This window comes from Streptomyces sp. NBC_00554 (genome assembly GCF_041431135.1).
Classification (GTDB): domain Bacteria; phylum Actinomycetota; class Actinomycetes; order Streptomycetales; family Streptomycetaceae; genus Streptomyces.
The window spans coordinates 1,131,329-1,146,354 of sequence record NZ_CP107799.1 but is presented as its reverse complement, the minus strand read 5'-3'; the positions used below and the strand labels follow the sequence as shown (position 1 = coordinate 1,146,354).

The 15,026-nt window shown below is 68.0% G+C and carries 13 protein-coding genes; 7 read left to right on the top strand and 6 right to left on the bottom strand.

Annotation, left to right across the window (positions count from 1 at the left end; genetic code table 11):
* Positions 1–5 precede the first annotated feature (5 nt).
* A complete protein-coding gene (locus OG266_RS05240) occupies positions 6–1,160 on the bottom strand; it encodes an ROK family protein (RefSeq protein ID WP_371543246.1) in 1,155 nt (384 codons plus the stop codon).
* Positions 1,161–1,573: 413 nt separating this feature from the next.
* On the opposite strand from OG266_RS05240, the gene OG266_RS05235 reads away from it, so the two are divergent.
* From OG266_RS05235 to OG266_RS05220, 4 genes are all read left to right on the top strand, one after another.
* The gene (locus OG266_RS05235) at positions 1,574–3,655 is read left to right on the top strand and encodes a fibronectin type III domain-containing protein (RefSeq protein WP_371543244.1); all 2,082 of its coding nucleotides are present in this window, start codon (positions 1,574–1,576) and stop codon (positions 3,653–3,655) included.
* A gap of 52 nt (positions 3,656–3,707) precedes the next feature.
* A complete protein-coding gene (locus OG266_RS05230) occupies positions 3,708–4,748 on the top strand; it encodes a carbohydrate ABC transporter permease (RefSeq protein ID WP_371543241.1) in 1,041 nt (346 codons plus the stop codon).
* Between the two features lie 11 nt (positions 4,749–4,759).
* Complete coding sequence (locus OG266_RS05225; protein ID WP_371543239.1) at positions 4,760–5,695, top strand: carbohydrate ABC transporter permease; 936 nt, start codon at positions 4,760–4,762, stop codon at positions 5,693–5,695.
* A gap of 68 nt (positions 5,696–5,763) precedes the next feature.
* Entirely contained in the window at positions 5,764–7,113 is a 1,350-nt protein-coding gene (locus OG266_RS05220) for a sugar ABC transporter substrate-binding protein (RefSeq protein WP_371543236.1), read from the top strand.
* Positions 7,114–7,214: 101 nt separating this feature from the next.
* Here OG266_RS05220 and OG266_RS05215 read toward each other — a convergent pair whose 3' ends face one another.
* From OG266_RS05215 to OG266_RS05200, 4 genes are all read right to left on the bottom strand, one after another.
* Positions 7,215–8,213: a sugar phosphate isomerase/epimerase family protein gene (locus OG266_RS05215; protein ID WP_371543233.1), complete on the bottom strand. Its 999-nt coding sequence runs from the start codon at positions 8,211–8,213 to the stop codon at positions 7,215–7,217.
* 42 nt (positions 8,214–8,255) lie between these two features.
* Positions 8,256–9,455: a Gfo/Idh/MocA family protein gene (locus tag OG266_RS05210; protein WP_371543231.1), complete on the bottom strand. Its 1,200-nt coding sequence runs from the start codon at positions 9,453–9,455 to the stop codon at positions 8,256–8,258.
* Between the two features lie 67 nt (positions 9,456–9,522).
* Entirely contained in the window at positions 9,523–10,380 is an 858-nt protein-coding gene (locus OG266_RS05205; RefSeq protein ID WP_371543228.1) for a sugar phosphate isomerase/epimerase family protein, read from the bottom strand.
* Between the two features lie 163 nt (positions 10,381–10,543).
* Positions 10,544–11,563, bottom strand: a complete 1,020-nt coding sequence (locus OG266_RS05200) for a sugar ABC transporter substrate-binding protein (RefSeq protein WP_371543226.1) — start codon at positions 11,561–11,563, stop codon at positions 10,544–10,546.
* A gap of 309 nt (positions 11,564–11,872) precedes the next feature.
* On the opposite strand from OG266_RS05200, the gene OG266_RS05195 reads away from it, so the two are divergent.
* The gene (locus OG266_RS05195) at positions 11,873–12,868 is read left to right on the top strand and encodes a LacI family DNA-binding transcriptional regulator (protein WP_371552656.1); all 996 of its coding nucleotides are present in this window, start codon (positions 11,873–11,875) and stop codon (positions 12,866–12,868) included.
* Here the strand turns inward: OG266_RS05195 and OG266_RS05190 are convergent.
* Complete coding sequence (locus tag OG266_RS05190; protein WP_371543224.1) at positions 12,865–13,455, bottom strand: TetR/AcrR family transcriptional regulator; 591 nt, start codon at positions 13,453–13,455, stop codon at positions 12,865–12,867. The genes OG266_RS05195 and OG266_RS05190 overlap by 4 nt on opposite strands.
* Positions 13,456–13,618: 163 nt before the next feature.
* On the opposite strand from OG266_RS05190, the gene OG266_RS05185 reads away from it, so the two are divergent.
* Positions 13,619–14,071: an iron chaperone gene (locus OG266_RS05185; RefSeq protein ID WP_371543221.1), complete on the top strand. Its 453-nt coding sequence runs from the start codon at positions 13,619–13,621 to the stop codon at positions 14,069–14,071.
* 115 nt (positions 14,072–14,186) lie between these two features.
* Positions 14,187–15,016 (top strand): IS5 family transposase gene (locus OG266_RS05180; RefSeq protein WP_371552654.1). Its coding sequence is split into 2 segments (ribosomal slippage): positions 14,187–14,544 and positions 14,544–15,016, totalling 831 coding nucleotides; the frame shifts between segments, so codons are not numbered across the junction.
* The last annotated feature ends 10 nt before the right edge of the window (positions 15,017–15,026 follow it).

Sequence of the window (15,026 nt, the reverse complement as noted above, 5' to 3'; positions counted from 1 at the left end):
AGGCGTCACTTGGTGGGCGCGAAGAGGTGCTGGGCGGCGACCGCGGCCCCGCCGCGGGCCCATTCCTCGAAGGGCAGCGGTCTGACCACGAGGTCGCAGTCGGAGGCCGCACCGAACACCTGGGCCCCGAAGGTCTGCCGGATCTGGTCCTCGTAGAGGGCGTACGAAGCCACGCCCTCACCGGAGATGATGATGCGTTCGGGGCCGATGAGGTTGGCGACGGAGGCCAGGGCGAGACCCATGGCGTGTCCGGCGCGGGAGAAGACGGCGCGTACGGCGGGGTCGCCGGCGTGTGCGAGTCCGACTGCTTCGTCCATGGTCAGAGTGGGGTTGCCACTGGCCTGACGGGCTTGTTCGGTGATGGCGTGGGTGGAGGCGACGGCTTCGACGCAACCGGTGTTGCCGCAGGTGCACACGCGGTCGCTGCCGCCAACGGGTAGATGCCCGAGCTCTCCGGACACCCCGTGCGCACCCGACACCACCCGGCCGCCGAGGGACAGCCCGCAGCCGATGCCTGCGCCGACGGTGACCAGAGCGAACGAAGACAGGCCGGCCCCGGCGCCGAACCACTGCTCGGCGACGGTCAGCGCCCGTACGTCGTTCTCGATCACCGTCGGGAGTCCGGTGGCGGCCTCGACGAGCCTGCCGAGCTGCACCCGGCGCCAGTTGAGGAACGGTGAGTACTGCACGGTGCCGTTCTGGCCGTCCACGTCCCCGGAGATGGTGACGCCGACACCGTGCACCACGCTCTCCTCCAGCGCTCCCGCCTCGCTCCGCAGCCGCGCGATCAGTTGAGCGATGGCGAGTACGACGGTGCCCACGTCGCGCGAGGCGAGGCCGGCCCGAGCGGTGGCGAGCGGCTGCGCGACGAGATCGGTGACGACGCCGATGAGTTCGTCCGCCGTGACCTTCACGCCGAAGAAGCGGGCACGTTGCGCGCGTACCGAGATCAGGGTGGCGGGGCGGCCGTGGGCCCGTTCGACGGCGGGCCGGCCCAACTCGGTGATCCAGCCGTCGGCCAGCAGGGGAGTGGCCACCTTGGTGACCGCGCCGGGCGACAGTCCGGTGCGTCGGCCGACCTCGGCTCGGGTCAGGGGGCCGTGGGCGAGCAGGGCCTGGAAGACCAGGGCGGCCGCGGGTGGTTGGTCGGCGAGCGTCATGCGGCGACCATACATTTCCAACGGAAAATAAGAAAGCAATTCTGCACAGCCCGGATAGTCGCCTCTTAGTCCATTTCCTGGTCCAGTCCGGTCCATTCTTTAGACGAATGTTCATTATTCGCGTCGCGCAATATGTTGACGCTGGAAGGAAAGCCTGACTACATTCGCCGCACCTTGCGTCAGGTGGATCGGATACTCCTCCGGCGCAGGTGGCGGCCGGTCTCCTCCCCGTCCGGCCGCGTTGTTGTCACCCTTCGGCGGTGTTCCGGGACGGCCACCGCTGATGAGGGCAAGAGGGGTAGGCCCGAGCTGCCCCGGCCAACCAATTCCTCATGCGGCTGACCGTGCATGGGCACTACACGGACTCGCCCAGCAGTCCGCTGTGCCATTTCAGCGCCGAGATGGAGTAACCCATGGTTCGTCCAGCAAAACCCGCAGATTACGCACGCCACAGACTGCGCCCCAGAGGCATCAGGGAACTCGCCCTGTCCGTTGTCGCCGCAACGACCCTCGCGGCGTCGATGGCGGTGCCGACCGCCGCGTCCGCGGCCACTCCCTCCCCTGCGGGCGGAGGCCAGGGCGCCACACCGGTCCTGGCCGCCAAGCCGTACATGGGATGGAGCAGTTGGAGCCTGGAGTCGACCAAGTACCCAGGCTACGGGGTGCCTTGGCTCACCGAGGAGCACGTCAAGGAGCAGGCCGACGTGATGGCCTCGAAGCTGAAGTCCCACGGCTACGAGTACGTCAACATCGACGCGGGCTGGGCCACCAGCTTCGACGAGTACGGCCGCCCGGTACCGAACAGCGACACGTTCCCCAGCGGCATGAAGTCCCTGGGCGACTATCTGCACGCCAAGGACCTGAAGTTCGGCCTCTACCTGGCGGTCGGCCTCGACCCCGCGGCGTACAACGACGGCAAGAACCCCATCCACAACGCGCCCGGCTGCACGACCGCGGACATCGTCTACCCCGACCTGCGCAAGACCAACGGGTGGAACTACGCGTACAAGATGGACTTCAGCGATCCGTGCTCGCAGAAGTACATCGACTCCCTCGCCGACCAACTGGCCAGCTGGGGCGCGGACTTCCTGAAGGTCGACGGCGTCGGCCCGGGCTCGTGGCAGGGCGACGCGGACCACGACAACACCTCCGACGTGAAGGCGTGGCACACGGCGCTGCAACAGACGGGCCGCCCGATCGAGTTGACCCTGTCCTGGTCGCTGAGCCACACCCAGGCCGACGTGTGGAAGGCCAACTCCAACGGAGCGCGGATCGACACGGACGTCGAGTGCTACTGCGACACGCTGGTGACCTGGAACAACTCCGTCAAGGGACGCTGGAACGACGTCGTCCAGTGGATCGACGACGCGGGCCCCGGCTACTGGAACAACCTCGACGCCCTCAACGTCGGCGTGGGTGCCATGGACGGCATCACCGATGCCGAGAGGCAGAGCTACGCCACCCTGTGGGCGATCGAGTCCGCGCCGCTCTACTCGGGCGACGACCTCACCAAACTCGACGAGTACGGCCTGTCGTTGCTCACCAACGACGAGGTCATCGCGGTCAACCAGGCGGGCAACCCGGCCAAGCCGGTCGACCAGAACTCCCAGCAGCAGGTCTGGTACGCCCGCAACGCCGACGGCAGCTACACCGTGGCCCTGTTCAACCTGGGGAGCGAGGCCGGCGAGGTCACCGCGGACTTCTCCGACCTCGGCATCAGCGGCAAGGCGTCGGTACGCGATCTGTGGAGCCACAAGAACCTCGGCAACGTCTCCGGAAGCCTCACCGAGACCCTTCCTGCGCACGGCTCCCGGCTGTTCACCCTCACCCCGAAGGGCAGTAGCGCTCCCGGCACCCCGCTCGCCGTGCACGGCACCGCCGCCACCGCGAACAGCGTGTCGCTGGCCTGGGACAAGGTGAACTCCGGCGCTTCACCCGTCACCGGCTACACCGTCTACGCGAACGGCGCGAAGGTCGCCACCACCAAGGGCACCTCCACCACCGTCAGCGGATTGCGCGCCGCCACCGGCTACTCCCTCACCGTCGTCGCGAACGACGCCAAGGGCAGACGGTCCGCCCCGAGCAAGGCCGTCCCGGTCACCACGCCCGCGGCCGGCGGTCCGACCGGATATGAGGCCGAGGCATCGGCCAACACCCTCACCGGAAGCGCGAGCGTCTTCGACTGCTCGGGCTGCTCCGGCGGCAAGAAGGTCGGCAACCTCCCGTGGGGTGCCGTGGCGGTCAACAACGTCACCGCTCCCCAAGACGGCACCTACCTGATGAAGCTCGACTACGTCGACGGCGACTCCAGCCGGGTGATCGAGATAACCGTGAACGGCGAAACCGTCCAGGTCCCGCTGGCCGGCACCAACGACAACAACTGGAGCACCGCGCAGACCATCACCATGCCCATCGAGCTGAAGGCCGGCAGCAACTCCCTGACCTTCACCAACCCCGTGGACTGGGCGCCCGACGTCGACAAGATCACCGTCTGACTCACGCTCACCGTTCCACCCGCTCTACGCACCACACGCAAAGGAGAGTGCCGTGGTGGTCACATCCAAGGGCAACCACACGACGCCGGTGAAACCATCGCCCGGCGCAGCCGGGGCGGCGGCCACCACGGCCACCTCACTGCTCACGAAGAAGGACGGTCGGCCCGCGAAGGGCGGCAAACTCGCGAAGATACGACGGTCCACGCCCACCAGGTCGTTCGCGGCCCGCCGCAAGGACCTGCCGGTCGCGCTGCTGCTGATCTTCCCGTCGGTCGTCGGCTTCCTGGTCTTCTACGCCTATCCGACCTTCCGCGGGATCTACCTCAGCTTCACCGACTTCCGTGTCCTCTCCCCGCCGAACTGGGTGGGCCTGGAGAACCTCCGGACGATGGTGCACGACGACGTCTTCTGGCAGTCGTTGTGGGTCACGGTGTACTTCGTACTTCTGTCGGTGATCTTCGGCACGCTGGTGTCGCTGGTGACAGCGGTGGTGCTGCACCGGGTCACCCGCTCCTCGACACTGCGCGGCGTCATCCTGCTGCCCTTCCTCATCTCCAACGTGATCGCCGCGCTGGTGTGGCAGTGGATGCTCGACCCCACGATGGGGATCATCAACATCGCGTTGGAGCGCCTGACCGGCCACTCCATCCTCTTCCTCGGCAGCACCGACTGGGCGATACCCGCCGTCGCCGCGATCAGCGTCTGGAAATGGATGGGCTACTACGCCCTGCTGATCTTCGCCGGCCTGCAGACCATCCCGCCGACCATCTACGAAGCCGGCCGGGTCGACGGCGCCAGTGAGTGGCAGATGTTCCGCCGCCTCACCGTGCCCCTGCTGCGCCCGATCCTGGCGATGGTCGTCGTGCTGACCGTCATCAACGCCTTCCAGGTCTTCGACATCGTGCAGGTCACCACCAAGGGCGGTCCGGCCCACGCCTCGAACGTGCTGCAGAAGTACATCTACGACAAGGCCTTCAGCCAGTTCGACTTCGGCTACGCCGCCACCATGTCGCTGGCCCTGTTCGCCCTGCTCATCACGGTCACCTTCACCCAGCTACGACTCGCCCGCGCCAACGAATCCGATCTGAACTGAAGGAAACCGTCATGGCCCTCACCCTCGCACCCACGCGGAACGGGCAGCGCCCGGGTTCCCCGAGCCGATCCCGCAAAGTGTCGCCCGGCCGGATCGCGGCGTGGACGTACCTCGCGGTCGTCATGGCCGTCACGCTCTTCCCGTTCTACTGGATCCTGCGCACCGCCCTGTCCAACAACTACCTGCTGGCGACCGACCCTTCCTCGCCGCTCCCGGTCGGCTTCACCTGGGGAGCCTTCGAGCGCGCCCTCGGTCTCGCCTCCGCCGCCGAGGCCCAGGCCCAGGGCGGCTCGGGCGCCTCCCTCGACATCGCCCTGTTTCTGCGCAACTCCCTGATCTACGCGACCAGTCAGACCCTGCTGATCGTGCTGTTCTCCGCCGCCGGCGCCTACGCCTTCTCCCGGCTGCACTGGCGGGGCCGCAACCTCGTCTTCAGCATCCTCATCACCGCGCTGATGGTTCCGACCGTCTTCACGCTGCTGCCGAACTTCGTGATGATCAAAGACCTCGGACTGCTGAACTCGTTCGCCGGGCTGGTCCTGCCCGGAGGGCTCTTCCAGGCGTTCACGCTGTTCTTCCTGCGGCAGTTCATGCTCGGGCTCAGCAGCGAGGTCGAGGAAGCCGCGATCATCGACGGCGCCGGGCCACTGCGGATCTTCTTCCGGATCATCCTGCCCATGTCGTCCGCGCCGCTCGCGACCGTCTCGCTGCTGATGTTCGTCAACGCCTGGAACGACTACTTCTGGCCGCTGCTGGTCACCAGTTCGCAGGACGTGCAGCCGCTGACCCTCGGCCTTGGCGTGTTCAAGCAGTCCTCCCCGCAGGCCGCCCCCGACTGGGCCGGACTGATGGCCGCGGCCCTCATCGCCGCGCTGCCGATCCTGCTGCTCTTCCTCGCCTTCGGTAAACGCATCGTCAACTCCATCGGCTTCTCCGGCCTCAAGTAAGGCCTCGAGTACGGGTTCAAGTAGGGCCTCAAGAGCCGAACTGCTCCAGAAAAGCGAAAGAAGGAATCATGAGAGTTCGCAAGGTCGTGGCGCTGGGCGCTGCCCTCACGCTGACCGCCCTGGTCTCCGCCTGCTCCTCCGGCTCGGACTCGGGCTCCGGCTCGAAGACCGTCAACTGGTGGACCTGGGACGACAAGCAGGCCGCCGCGTACAAGGTCTGCGCGACGGACTTCGAGAAGGCCAACCCCGGCGTGACCGTGAAGATCTCGCAGTACGCCGTCGCCGACTACTTCACGAAACTGACCGCCGGGTTCGTCGCGGGCAACGCCCCCGACGCCTTCCAGGACAGCATCACGTACTTCCAGGAGTACGCCGACCAGAACCAGTTGCTGGCGCTGGACGACTTCATAAAGAAGGACAACTTCGACCTGTCCCGCTTCTCCGTCGGCGTGGACTCGTGGAAGTACACCGACGGCAAGCAGTACGGCCTGCCGCTGGACTGGGCCGCGACCGGCATTTACTACAACGCCGACATGCTCACCGATGCGGGTTACAGCAAGGCGGACGTCGACACGCTCAACTGGAACCCCGACGACGGCGGCACCGTCGGCAAGATGATCGCCCACCTGACCGTGGACACCAAGGGTCGCCGCGGCGACGAGCCCGGCTTCGACAAGAACAACATCAAGACGTACGGCTTCGGTCAGATAGCCGCCAAGGACTTCCTGGGCGACACCACCTGGAGCTCCTTCGTCTCCACCACCGGCTGGCGGCTGAGCAACAAGCCGAGTTGGCCCACGACCCTGAACTACGACGACCCGACGTTCATCAAGACGATGGACTGGGTCCGTTCCCTCGTGGAAAAGGGGTACGCGCCGGCGATCGGGACGTTCACCGACAGCGTCTCGGACGTCGACCTGATCTCCTCCGGCAAGATCGCCATGGAGACCGGCGGCTCCTGGTCGGCATCCACCTTCACCAAGATCCCGGGCGTCGAGGTCGGCATCGCACCCACCGTGCTCGGCCCCGACGGCAAGACCCGTGCCGTCTTCAGCAACTCCAACGGCAACAACATCTGGGCCGGCACCAAGGACCCCGACCTGACCTGGAAGTGGGTCTCCTACATGGGTTCGGAAGCCTGCCAGTCCAAGGCGTCGCTGACCGGCACCTTCTTCCCGTCCATCCCCGCTTCCATGGAGGCCTCGGCGAAGGCTCTCAAGGCCGAGGGCGTCGATCTGTCGGTGTTCACCGACATGCTCAACAACAAGGTCCTCTACCCGGCCCCGAGCCTCACCAACGGTGCAGCCCTGGAGGCCGAGTTCGAGCCGCTCTTCGAGGCGTACTTCGCCGGTGAGAAGGGTGACAGCATCTTCAAGGACATGCAGAGCCAGAGCAAGACCATCCTCGCCGAGAAATGACACACCGTCACTGTCGACGCTGCACGGCCGGAGGTGCCCAAGTACCGCACGTCCGGCCGTGGTTCAGGAAGGACCCTCCATACGTCCCACCCCCGCGCGGACTACAGAGCGGCCGCCGCGCTGTGCAGGTTCTTGGCGGCCAGGGCGAGTCCCTCGGTCTGGGAGTAGGCGGCGTCCTCGTGCTCGATGTTGACGGCCATGTCCGGGTCGATTTCGGCGAGCGCGCGCAGAAACTCCGTCCAGTAGGGGACGTCGTTTCCGACACCGACGGCGACGAACTTCCATGCCGGGTTCTCCGGCCAGGCGTTGCACCAGAACCCGTAACCGGTGGGCACCTTGCCGGGCGCGTCGGCGGGCACGCGGGTGAACGACGTGTCCAGCACGCCACGGATGTCCGCGCCGGGGCAGAGCGTCGCGTCCTTCGCGGCGGCGTGGAACACCAGCGGGCCCAGCCACTTGATGGAGGCGACGATGTCCATGCCCTGCCACATCAGATGCGAGGGGTCCATCTCGGCGCCGATGTTCGTCGTCCCGGCCTCGTCGACGAGCCGCTTCAGGGTGACCGGGGAGAACACCAGGTTGTGCGGGTGCATCTCGATGGCGACCCGGACGCCGTTCTCCCGGGCCAGCGCGTCGATCTCCTTCCAGAACCCGACGGCCACACCCCACTGGTAATCTAGGACGTCCATGTAGACGCCGTCCCACGGATTCACCACCCATGAGGGGTACTTGGCATCGGGGTCGGAACCCGGTGTGCCGGACATGGTCACGACGTGCTTCACGCCGAGCAGGCCCGCGAGGCGGATGGTGCGGCGCAGGTCGTCGGCGTGCTTCGGGCCGACCCCCGGGAGCGGGTTGAGCGGGTTGCCGTTGCAGTTGAGCCCGGTCAGTTCCATGCCGCGGTCGGCGAAGGCCGCCAGGTACTCCTCGCGGGCGGTGGCCGAGGACAGCAACAGGTCGACCGGGCAGTGCGGGGAGGGGATGAAGCCGCCGGTGTTGACCTCGACAGAGGTCAGACCGTTCTCCTTGAGGATGTCGAGGGCTTCGGCGAGTGGGCGGTCGTGCAGGCAGGCGGTGTAGGCGCCGAGCTTGAGGGCCATGTGCGTACTCCTTGGATACGGCGGAAACGGCGATGCGGATGGTCAGGCGGAGGCCGGCGGAACCGGCGTGAGCGCGCCGCCGTTGCGCGAGGAGTCGACGACCGCACGGATGATCTCCATGGTCCGCAGCGCGTCGGCGAACGTGGCGCAGGCCGGCAGCGGCTCGGCGACGCCCGCGACCTGATCGAGGAAGGCCCGGGCCTGGTAGGTGAAGTTGTCGGCGTTGTTGGCGCCCACGCCCGGCGCCTCCATCGGGACCCCGCCCGCGAAGTACGGCAGCTGTGGGCCGGCGATGATCTGCCGGGCGCCGCGCGTACGGGCCTCGGGCTGGGCGTCGTCCAAGAGGTACTCGGCGGGCCGGTGCTGGTCGAACGCGGCCCGGCCGCCCACACCCAGGACGTCGAAGGCGAGTCCGTTGGGCAGGCCGAAGCCTGTGCGGGTCACCGAGAAGGTGCCCACGAGCCCGGACTCGAAGCGGGCGGTGAAGGACGCGGTGTCCTCGTTCTCCACCTCGCCGAACTCGTCGGAGACGGGAGCGCCGTTGTGCCCGACGACCGCGCCGAGCGGCAGCGGCCGGTTGGGGATCTGCGTCGAGAGGAAGGCGCCGGAGACGGACACGATGGGACCGGCGACGTACTCGGCGGCGTCGATGATGTGCGAGCCGACGTCCCCGAGCGCGCCGGAACCGGCACCGCCCTTGAACCGCCAGGTCAGCGGCCCGTTCGGGTCGGTCGCGTAGTCGCACCAGTAGCGTCCGCTGAACAGGGTGAGATCGCCCAGCTCACCGTGAAGCACATGGTCACGGATCCCGGCGATGCCGGGGGACCGCCGGAAGGTGTACCCGACGGCGGTCACGACATCGGCGGTGCGCTCCAACTCGGCCATCGCGCGGGCGTCTTCGAGCGACCCGGCCAGTGGCTTCTCGCACAGCACGTGCTTGCCCGCGGCGACCAGCGCCTCCGCGATGGGGCGGTGCAGTGCGTTGCCGACGACGATGCTGACGGCGTCGATCGTGGGGTCCTCGACGACGGATTCCCAGCTGGGGTGCGCCTTCTCGTAGCCGTAGCGGCGGGCGGCGTCCTCAGCGAGTTCGACGTTGGCGTCGGCTATCGCGGCCAGGCGGACGGGCGGCAGACCGGCACCGAAGACCGTGTTGGCGTTGCGGTATCCGGCGGCGTGGCTGCGGCCGGCCATGCCGGCTCCGATCACCGCGACGGAGATCGGCTTGCTGCGCGTGGTCATGGTGTGTCCTTGGGGGAGGGATCGGCAGATCTCAGCTGGAAGTGGGGAAGTTGAAACCGGCGTTCCGTCAGGACCAGGTCGCCAGGTATTCGTTGATCTTCTTGCGCATGAACACCGAGGACTCCTTGGCCCGTTCCTCCCAGGCGAAGACGCAGGCGGTGAGCGTGCCGTCGAAGCCGTGTGCGCGCAGTTCGCGGAATAGCTCGTCGAAGTCGACCTCGCCCTGGCCGATGTCCAGGTGCTGGTGGATCCGGGCCGTCGTGCCGGGCGGGTTGAGGATGTAGCGGTTCCCGGAGGACGCGGTGTGGTCGAGGGCGTCGGCCAGATGGACGTGGGTGAGCAGGTCCCCGGCGTACTGGATGATGCCGGGGGCGTCGTTGCCGATGTGGAAGGTGTGCGGGGCGCAGTAGAGGAAGCTGACGTTGGGATGGTTGATCCCGCGGATCAGGTTGACGGCGTCGTAGCCCTTCTCGATGAAGTCGTCCGGGTGCGGTTCCAGCGCGAGGCGGATGCCCTCCCGCTCAAGCAGCGGCAGCAGTTCGTCCAGCGAATTCCAGAACTGCGCCTCGCTGCGGCCGGGTTGCTCGGGGCGGCCGTTGAACTCGGAGATCATGCTGTCCACGCCGAGGTCGGCGGCGATCTGTATGGAGCGCTTCCAGTACCGTACGGCCGCCTGCCGGTCGTCCTCGTCGGGACCGGACCAGCGGAACAGTGGCAGCAGGGAGGAGATGCCGACGCCTGCCGCGTCCAGCGCCTTGCGGAACCTGCGAACGGTGGCGTCGTCGACGCGTGGGTGCCGGAAGAACGGGATGAAGTCCTCGCGGGGGGACAGCTCGATCCACTCGTAGCCCAACTCGGCAACCACGGCGGGGAGTTCGAGCAACGGGACGTTACGGATCATGTAGGGATCCAGGGCGATCTTCATGACGGTGCCTTCTGGTGTGTCAGTGGGGGCGGCGGCCGATCGGCCACGGGACGGGCGAGCAGTCCAAGCGCCAGGGAGCGCCGCGCGGCCCGCCCGTCGGTCTTCCCGGAGCCGGGAGCCGGCGGCGTGATCGCCGCCGGCCCGGCCTGCTGGGCCGTGCTGGTCACCGAGTGCCCTTCGCGGCGAACTCGGCGACGCTGGCGACGTTGGACTTGTCGACGAAGGCCGGGCCGGTCAGCACGGGTGCCTCGCCGCCGCCGCTGTAGTTGCCGTTCGTCTTGTAGAGCCACAGCGAGTCCACCGCCAAGTAGCCCTGGAGGTAGGGCTGTTGGTCCACGGCGAACTGGATGGTGCCCTTGCTGATGGCACTCGTCAGGTCCTTGTTGAGGTCGAAGGTGGCGACCTTCGCCTTGCTGCCCGCGTCGGACACCGACTGCACGGCGGTCAGCGCGATCGGAGCGCCCAGGGTGACGACCTCGTCGATGGAGCTGTCCTGCGTGAGCTTGGCGGTGATCGTCGACTTCACGGACGGCATGTCGGTGCCGTTGACGTAGAGGATGTCGGTCTTGCCGCTGAAGGTCTTCTTGACGCCGGCGCAGCGCTCTTCGAGATTGACGTCGCCCTGGGTCTGGATCACGCACAGCGCGTGCTTCGCGCCGGTGCCGTTGATCTTGTCGCCGAGCGCCTGACCGGAGACGGACTCGTCCTGGCCGAAGAACGACAGCAGGCCCTGCTGCTTCCACACGCCAAGGCCCGCGTTGAGGCCGACGACCGGGATGCCGGCCTTCTCGGCCTTGGCGACCACGGCCTTCAAGGCGTCCGGCTTGGCCAGGGTGACGGCGATGCCGTCGACCTTCTGGTCGATCGCGTTCTGCACCAGGTTGGCCTGGTCGCCCGCGGTCTCGTCGTTGGTGTAGATGAGCTTGATGTTGTCCTTGGCGGCGGCGGCCTCGGCGCCCTTGCGGATGGTGTCCCAGAAGGTGTCGCCGGAGGGCGCGTGGGTGACCATCGCGATCGTCATGCGGGGGGTGTCGGCCTTGCCCGCCGAGGCGTTGCCGGCTTCCTCTTCGGCGTTCTTGCCGCCGGAGCTGCTGGAACAGCCCGCCAGGACCAGGGCGGCCGCGGCGGCCACGGCTGCGACGGAGACGAGTCTGCGGGTACGAGGGCGAGACGTGCGGTTCATAGTGCACCTCACTGTGCGACTGGAAGCGACGGGAAGGGGATGGGGATCGCCGGTCGTGGGTGGGCCGGGTGGCCGCGACGGCCTCGGTCGGGGCGCTGCGGGAAGCGGGTGGGGAGGATGATCCGGTGCCGCGCTCACGAGCTGACTTCGTCGGTACAACAGGACAATTTAAAGCGCTTTAAGTTCTGGTACTATCAGCCTTGTTTCGCGAGCGTGTCAAGGGTGTTGCGCGAGGAGATTGCCCGGGGAGGCACAGTGGTGGATGTCGGTTCCGCGGGTCATGGGAACGGCACGCACAAGCGCCCCAGACTGGAGGACGTGGCCGCTCGGGTGGGTGTGTCCACGGCGTCGGTGTCCCTGGTGCTGCGGGGTGTGCCCGGTCCGAGTGAGCGGACCAGGCAGCGTGTCCTCAAGGCGGCAGCCGACCTCGGCTACCAGGTGGACCGCACCGCCAGCATGCTGGCCAGCCGACGGACCCGGCTGCTCGGAGTCATGGTCGACATCCACAGCCCCTTCCACGCCGAACTGGTCGAGCACCTGCACACGGCCGCCGAGGAGGTCGGGTACGACCTCGTCCTGAGCACCCTGACCCGCACCCGCGACGAACACACCGCCGTCGAGACGCTGCTCGCGTTCCGCAGCGAAGCCCTGATCCTGCTCGGTCCCACCGCCCCGGCCGACACGCTCGCGGCCCTCGACCGCAAGTCACCCGTGATCGCCGTGGGCCGCCGGATAGCCGACGTCGGCCTGGACGTCGTGCGCACCGCGGACGACGAAGGTGTCGGCCAGATCGTCGACCACCTGGTCGGCCTCGGTCACCGCGAGATCGTCTACGTCGACGGCGGCAAGGGCGTCATCGCCACCGACCGCCGGCGCGGCTACCGTACGGCCATGCGCCGCCACGGCCTCGACGAGCACATCCGGGTCCTGACCGGAGACCACACCGAAGCGGCCGGCGAACGCGCCGCCCGCCACCTCCTCGGCGGCACCGAACTGCCCACCGCCGTCGTGGCGTTCAACGACCAGAGCGCCATCGGCGTCCTGGCCGCCCTCGGGCGCGCCGGTGTCGCCGTCCCGGGCGAGGTCTCGGTGGTCGGCTACGACGACGACACGCTCTCCCGGCTGAGCTGCTTCAATCTCACCACCGTCAGTCAGAGCGCCCAGGAGCAGGCCAGGCACGCGGTGACCGCCGCCGTCGAACGCCTCGACCAGGACCGCACCGAACCCCGCGAAGTCGTCCTCACCCCACGCCTGGTCGTCCGCGGGACCACGGCGGAACCTGCCGGACCCACGTTTGAGTCCTAGCCGGTGGTTCCGTAGGCGGCCATGAACATGTCCAGCAGCCCGTCGACCGCGTCCTCGTCGATGGGGCGGGTCGACAGCAGGCTGCGGTAGTACAGCGTGCCGCACAGCACCTCCGCGGCGAATTCCAGGTTCGCTTCCGCGGACAGTTCACCGGTGCGCTGGGCGCGGGTGATGCGGTCCAGGGTGCGCTGCTCGACGGTGACCAGGAACCGTTCGTGCAGGGTCGCCCGCAGGGTGGAATCGGCCTGCGCCTCGGCGATGACCGCGCGGTAGACGGGGCCGATCGGCGGGCTGGAGAGGGCGCGGCCCGAGCGCAGGAACTGTTCGCGCAGATCCGCGCGGACGTCCCCGGTGTCGCGGTAGCCCAGGTCGCTGGTCCACGCGCGGCTGAGCGCGTCGAGCAGCAGCGCCGGCATGGACGGCCAGCGCCGGTAGATCGTGTGTTTTCCGACCCCGGCTCTTCGGCCGACCGCCTCGATGCTCAGGCCTGCGTAACCGACCTCCGCGGCCAGTTCGAGGGTTGCATCGAGCAGCTCTTCGGTGCGCGCGGCGCCTCTGCGCCTCGGCGTGGCGGGCGGGTCGGTCATGTCGCCACCCTAACGGCACGCAGCGTGCCGTTGACAATCCGGGAGGGCTCCGCGCAATATTCAGCCATGATCGGCACTGTGCGTGCCGATGGGGGTGTGGCGGCAGGTCGCCACCCACGCACCCAAGATGCAGCACATCAGGTTCTCAAGGGGGAGATCTGCCATGAGCAGCACCGAAAGCAGTAAGCACGAGGGATTCTCGGCCGAGGAGCGGGCCGCGATGAAGGACCACGCCCAAGAGCTGAAGAAGGCGGCCCGCCGCACCTCGCGCGCGGACAAGGCGGCTGAGGCGGAGCGGGACGTACTCGCGAAGATCGCCGAGATGCAGGACTCGGACCGGATCATGGCCGAGCGCGTCCACGCGGTCGTCAAAGCCGACGCCCCGGTCCTCGAGCCGAAGCTCTGGTACGGAATGCCCGCCTACGCGCTGGACGGCAAGGTCGTGTGCTTCTTCCAGAGCGCGGAGAAGTTCAAGGCGCGCTACGCGACGCTCGGGTTCAGCGACCTGGCGAAGCTGGACGAGGGCTCGATGTGGGCGGCCGGGTTCGCCCTGACCGAGGTGACGGCCGAGGTGGAGGCGCGGATCAGTGCGCTCGTGCGGCAGGCGGTGAGTTGAGGTACACCCGATGTACGGGCGGTGCTGCCGGGAGGGTGGGAACTCCCGGCAGCACCAGCCGTTCCTAGGGCCTAGGTCGTGTCCGCAAAGTGGGTTGGTCGTTGGTCTGTTCGTGGTGCGTCGTCATGAGTTGACTGATGAGTCGTGGGCGGTGATCGGGCCGTTGCTCGCTCCGCCGCGGATGGGCCGTCCGGTGCGGGACCGCCGTCAGGTGGTCAACGGCATCCTGTGGAAGCTGTCGACCGGGGCGGCCTGGCGGGACCTGCCCGAACGGTACGGGCCGTGGAAAACGGTCTACGAACGCTTCCGCCGCTGGTCCGCCGACGGCACATGGGACCGGCTGCTGGCTCACGTCCAGCAGCATTCCGACGCCGTCGGCGCGGTCGACTGGACGATCGTGTGCCTGGACTCCACGACCGTGCGGGCCCACCAGCACGCCGCCGGGGCCCGAAAAGGGGGCCGTGGCCGGGCGAGGCGATCGGCCGTTCCCGCGGCGGACTGACCACGAAGATCCACCTGGCCTGCGACGGCCGGGGCCGGCCGCTGGCCTTCACCCTCACCGGCGGGAACGTCAACGACTGCACCCAGTTCGAAGCAGTGATGGCCCGGATCCGGGTGCCGGGATGCGGGCCGGGGCGACCCCGGACCCGGCCCGAGCGGGTCGCCGCCGACAAGGGCTACTCGTCCACCAAGATCCGCACCTACCTGCGCCGACGCGGGATCAAGGCAGCGATCCCGGAACGCATCGACCAGATCAACGGCCGCATCCGCCGCGGCGAGAGCCTCTGCCGCCTCGACAAAGCGGCCTACCGCCGCCGCAACCTCGTCGAACGCTGCTTCAACAAGCTCAAGCACAACAAAGCCCTCGCCACCCGCTACGACAAACGCGCCCGCCACTACCAAGCCCTGGTCACCATCGCCTGCCTACGACTCTGGCTCCCCTGACATTGCGGAC

Bases quoted from the DNA above. Each gene is read 5' to 3' on its own strand.
- OG266_RS05200 (WP_371543226.1), bottom strand. From the start codon at position 11,563: ATGAACCGCACGTCTCGCCCTCGTACCCGCAGACTCGTCTCCGTCGCA.
- OG266_RS05215 (WP_371543233.1), bottom strand. From the start codon at position 8,213: ATGGCCCTCAAGCTCGGCGCCTACACCGCCTGCCTGCACGACCGCCCA.
- OG266_RS05220 (WP_371543236.1), top strand. From the start codon at position 5,764: ATGAGAGTTCGCAAGGTCGTGGCGCTGGGCGCTGCCCTCACGCTGACC.
- OG266_RS05240 (WP_371543246.1), bottom strand. From the start codon at position 1,160: ATGACGCTCGCCGACCAACCACCCGCGGCCGCCCTGGTCTTCCAGGCC.
- OG266_RS05225 (WP_371543239.1), top strand. From the start codon at position 4,760: ATGGCCCTCACCCTCGCACCCACGCGGAACGGGCAGCGCCCGGGTTCC.
- OG266_RS05185 (WP_371543221.1), top strand. From the start codon at position 13,619: ATGAGCAGCACCGAAAGCAGTAAGCACGAGGGATTCTCGGCCGAGGAG.
- OG266_RS05190 (WP_371543224.1), bottom strand. From the start codon at position 13,455: ATGACCGACCCGCCCGCCACGCCGAGGCGCAGAGGCGCCGCGCGCACC.
- OG266_RS05210 (WP_371543231.1), bottom strand. From the start codon at position 9,455: ATGACCACGCGCAGCAAGCCGATCTCCGTCGCGGTGATCGGAGCCGGC.
- OG266_RS05205 (WP_371543228.1), bottom strand. From the start codon at position 10,380: ATGAAGATCGCCCTGGATCCCTACATGATCCGTAACGTCCCGTTGCTC.
- OG266_RS05235 (WP_371543244.1), top strand. From the start codon at position 1,574: ATGGTTCGTCCAGCAAAACCCGCAGATTACGCACGCCACAGACTGCGC.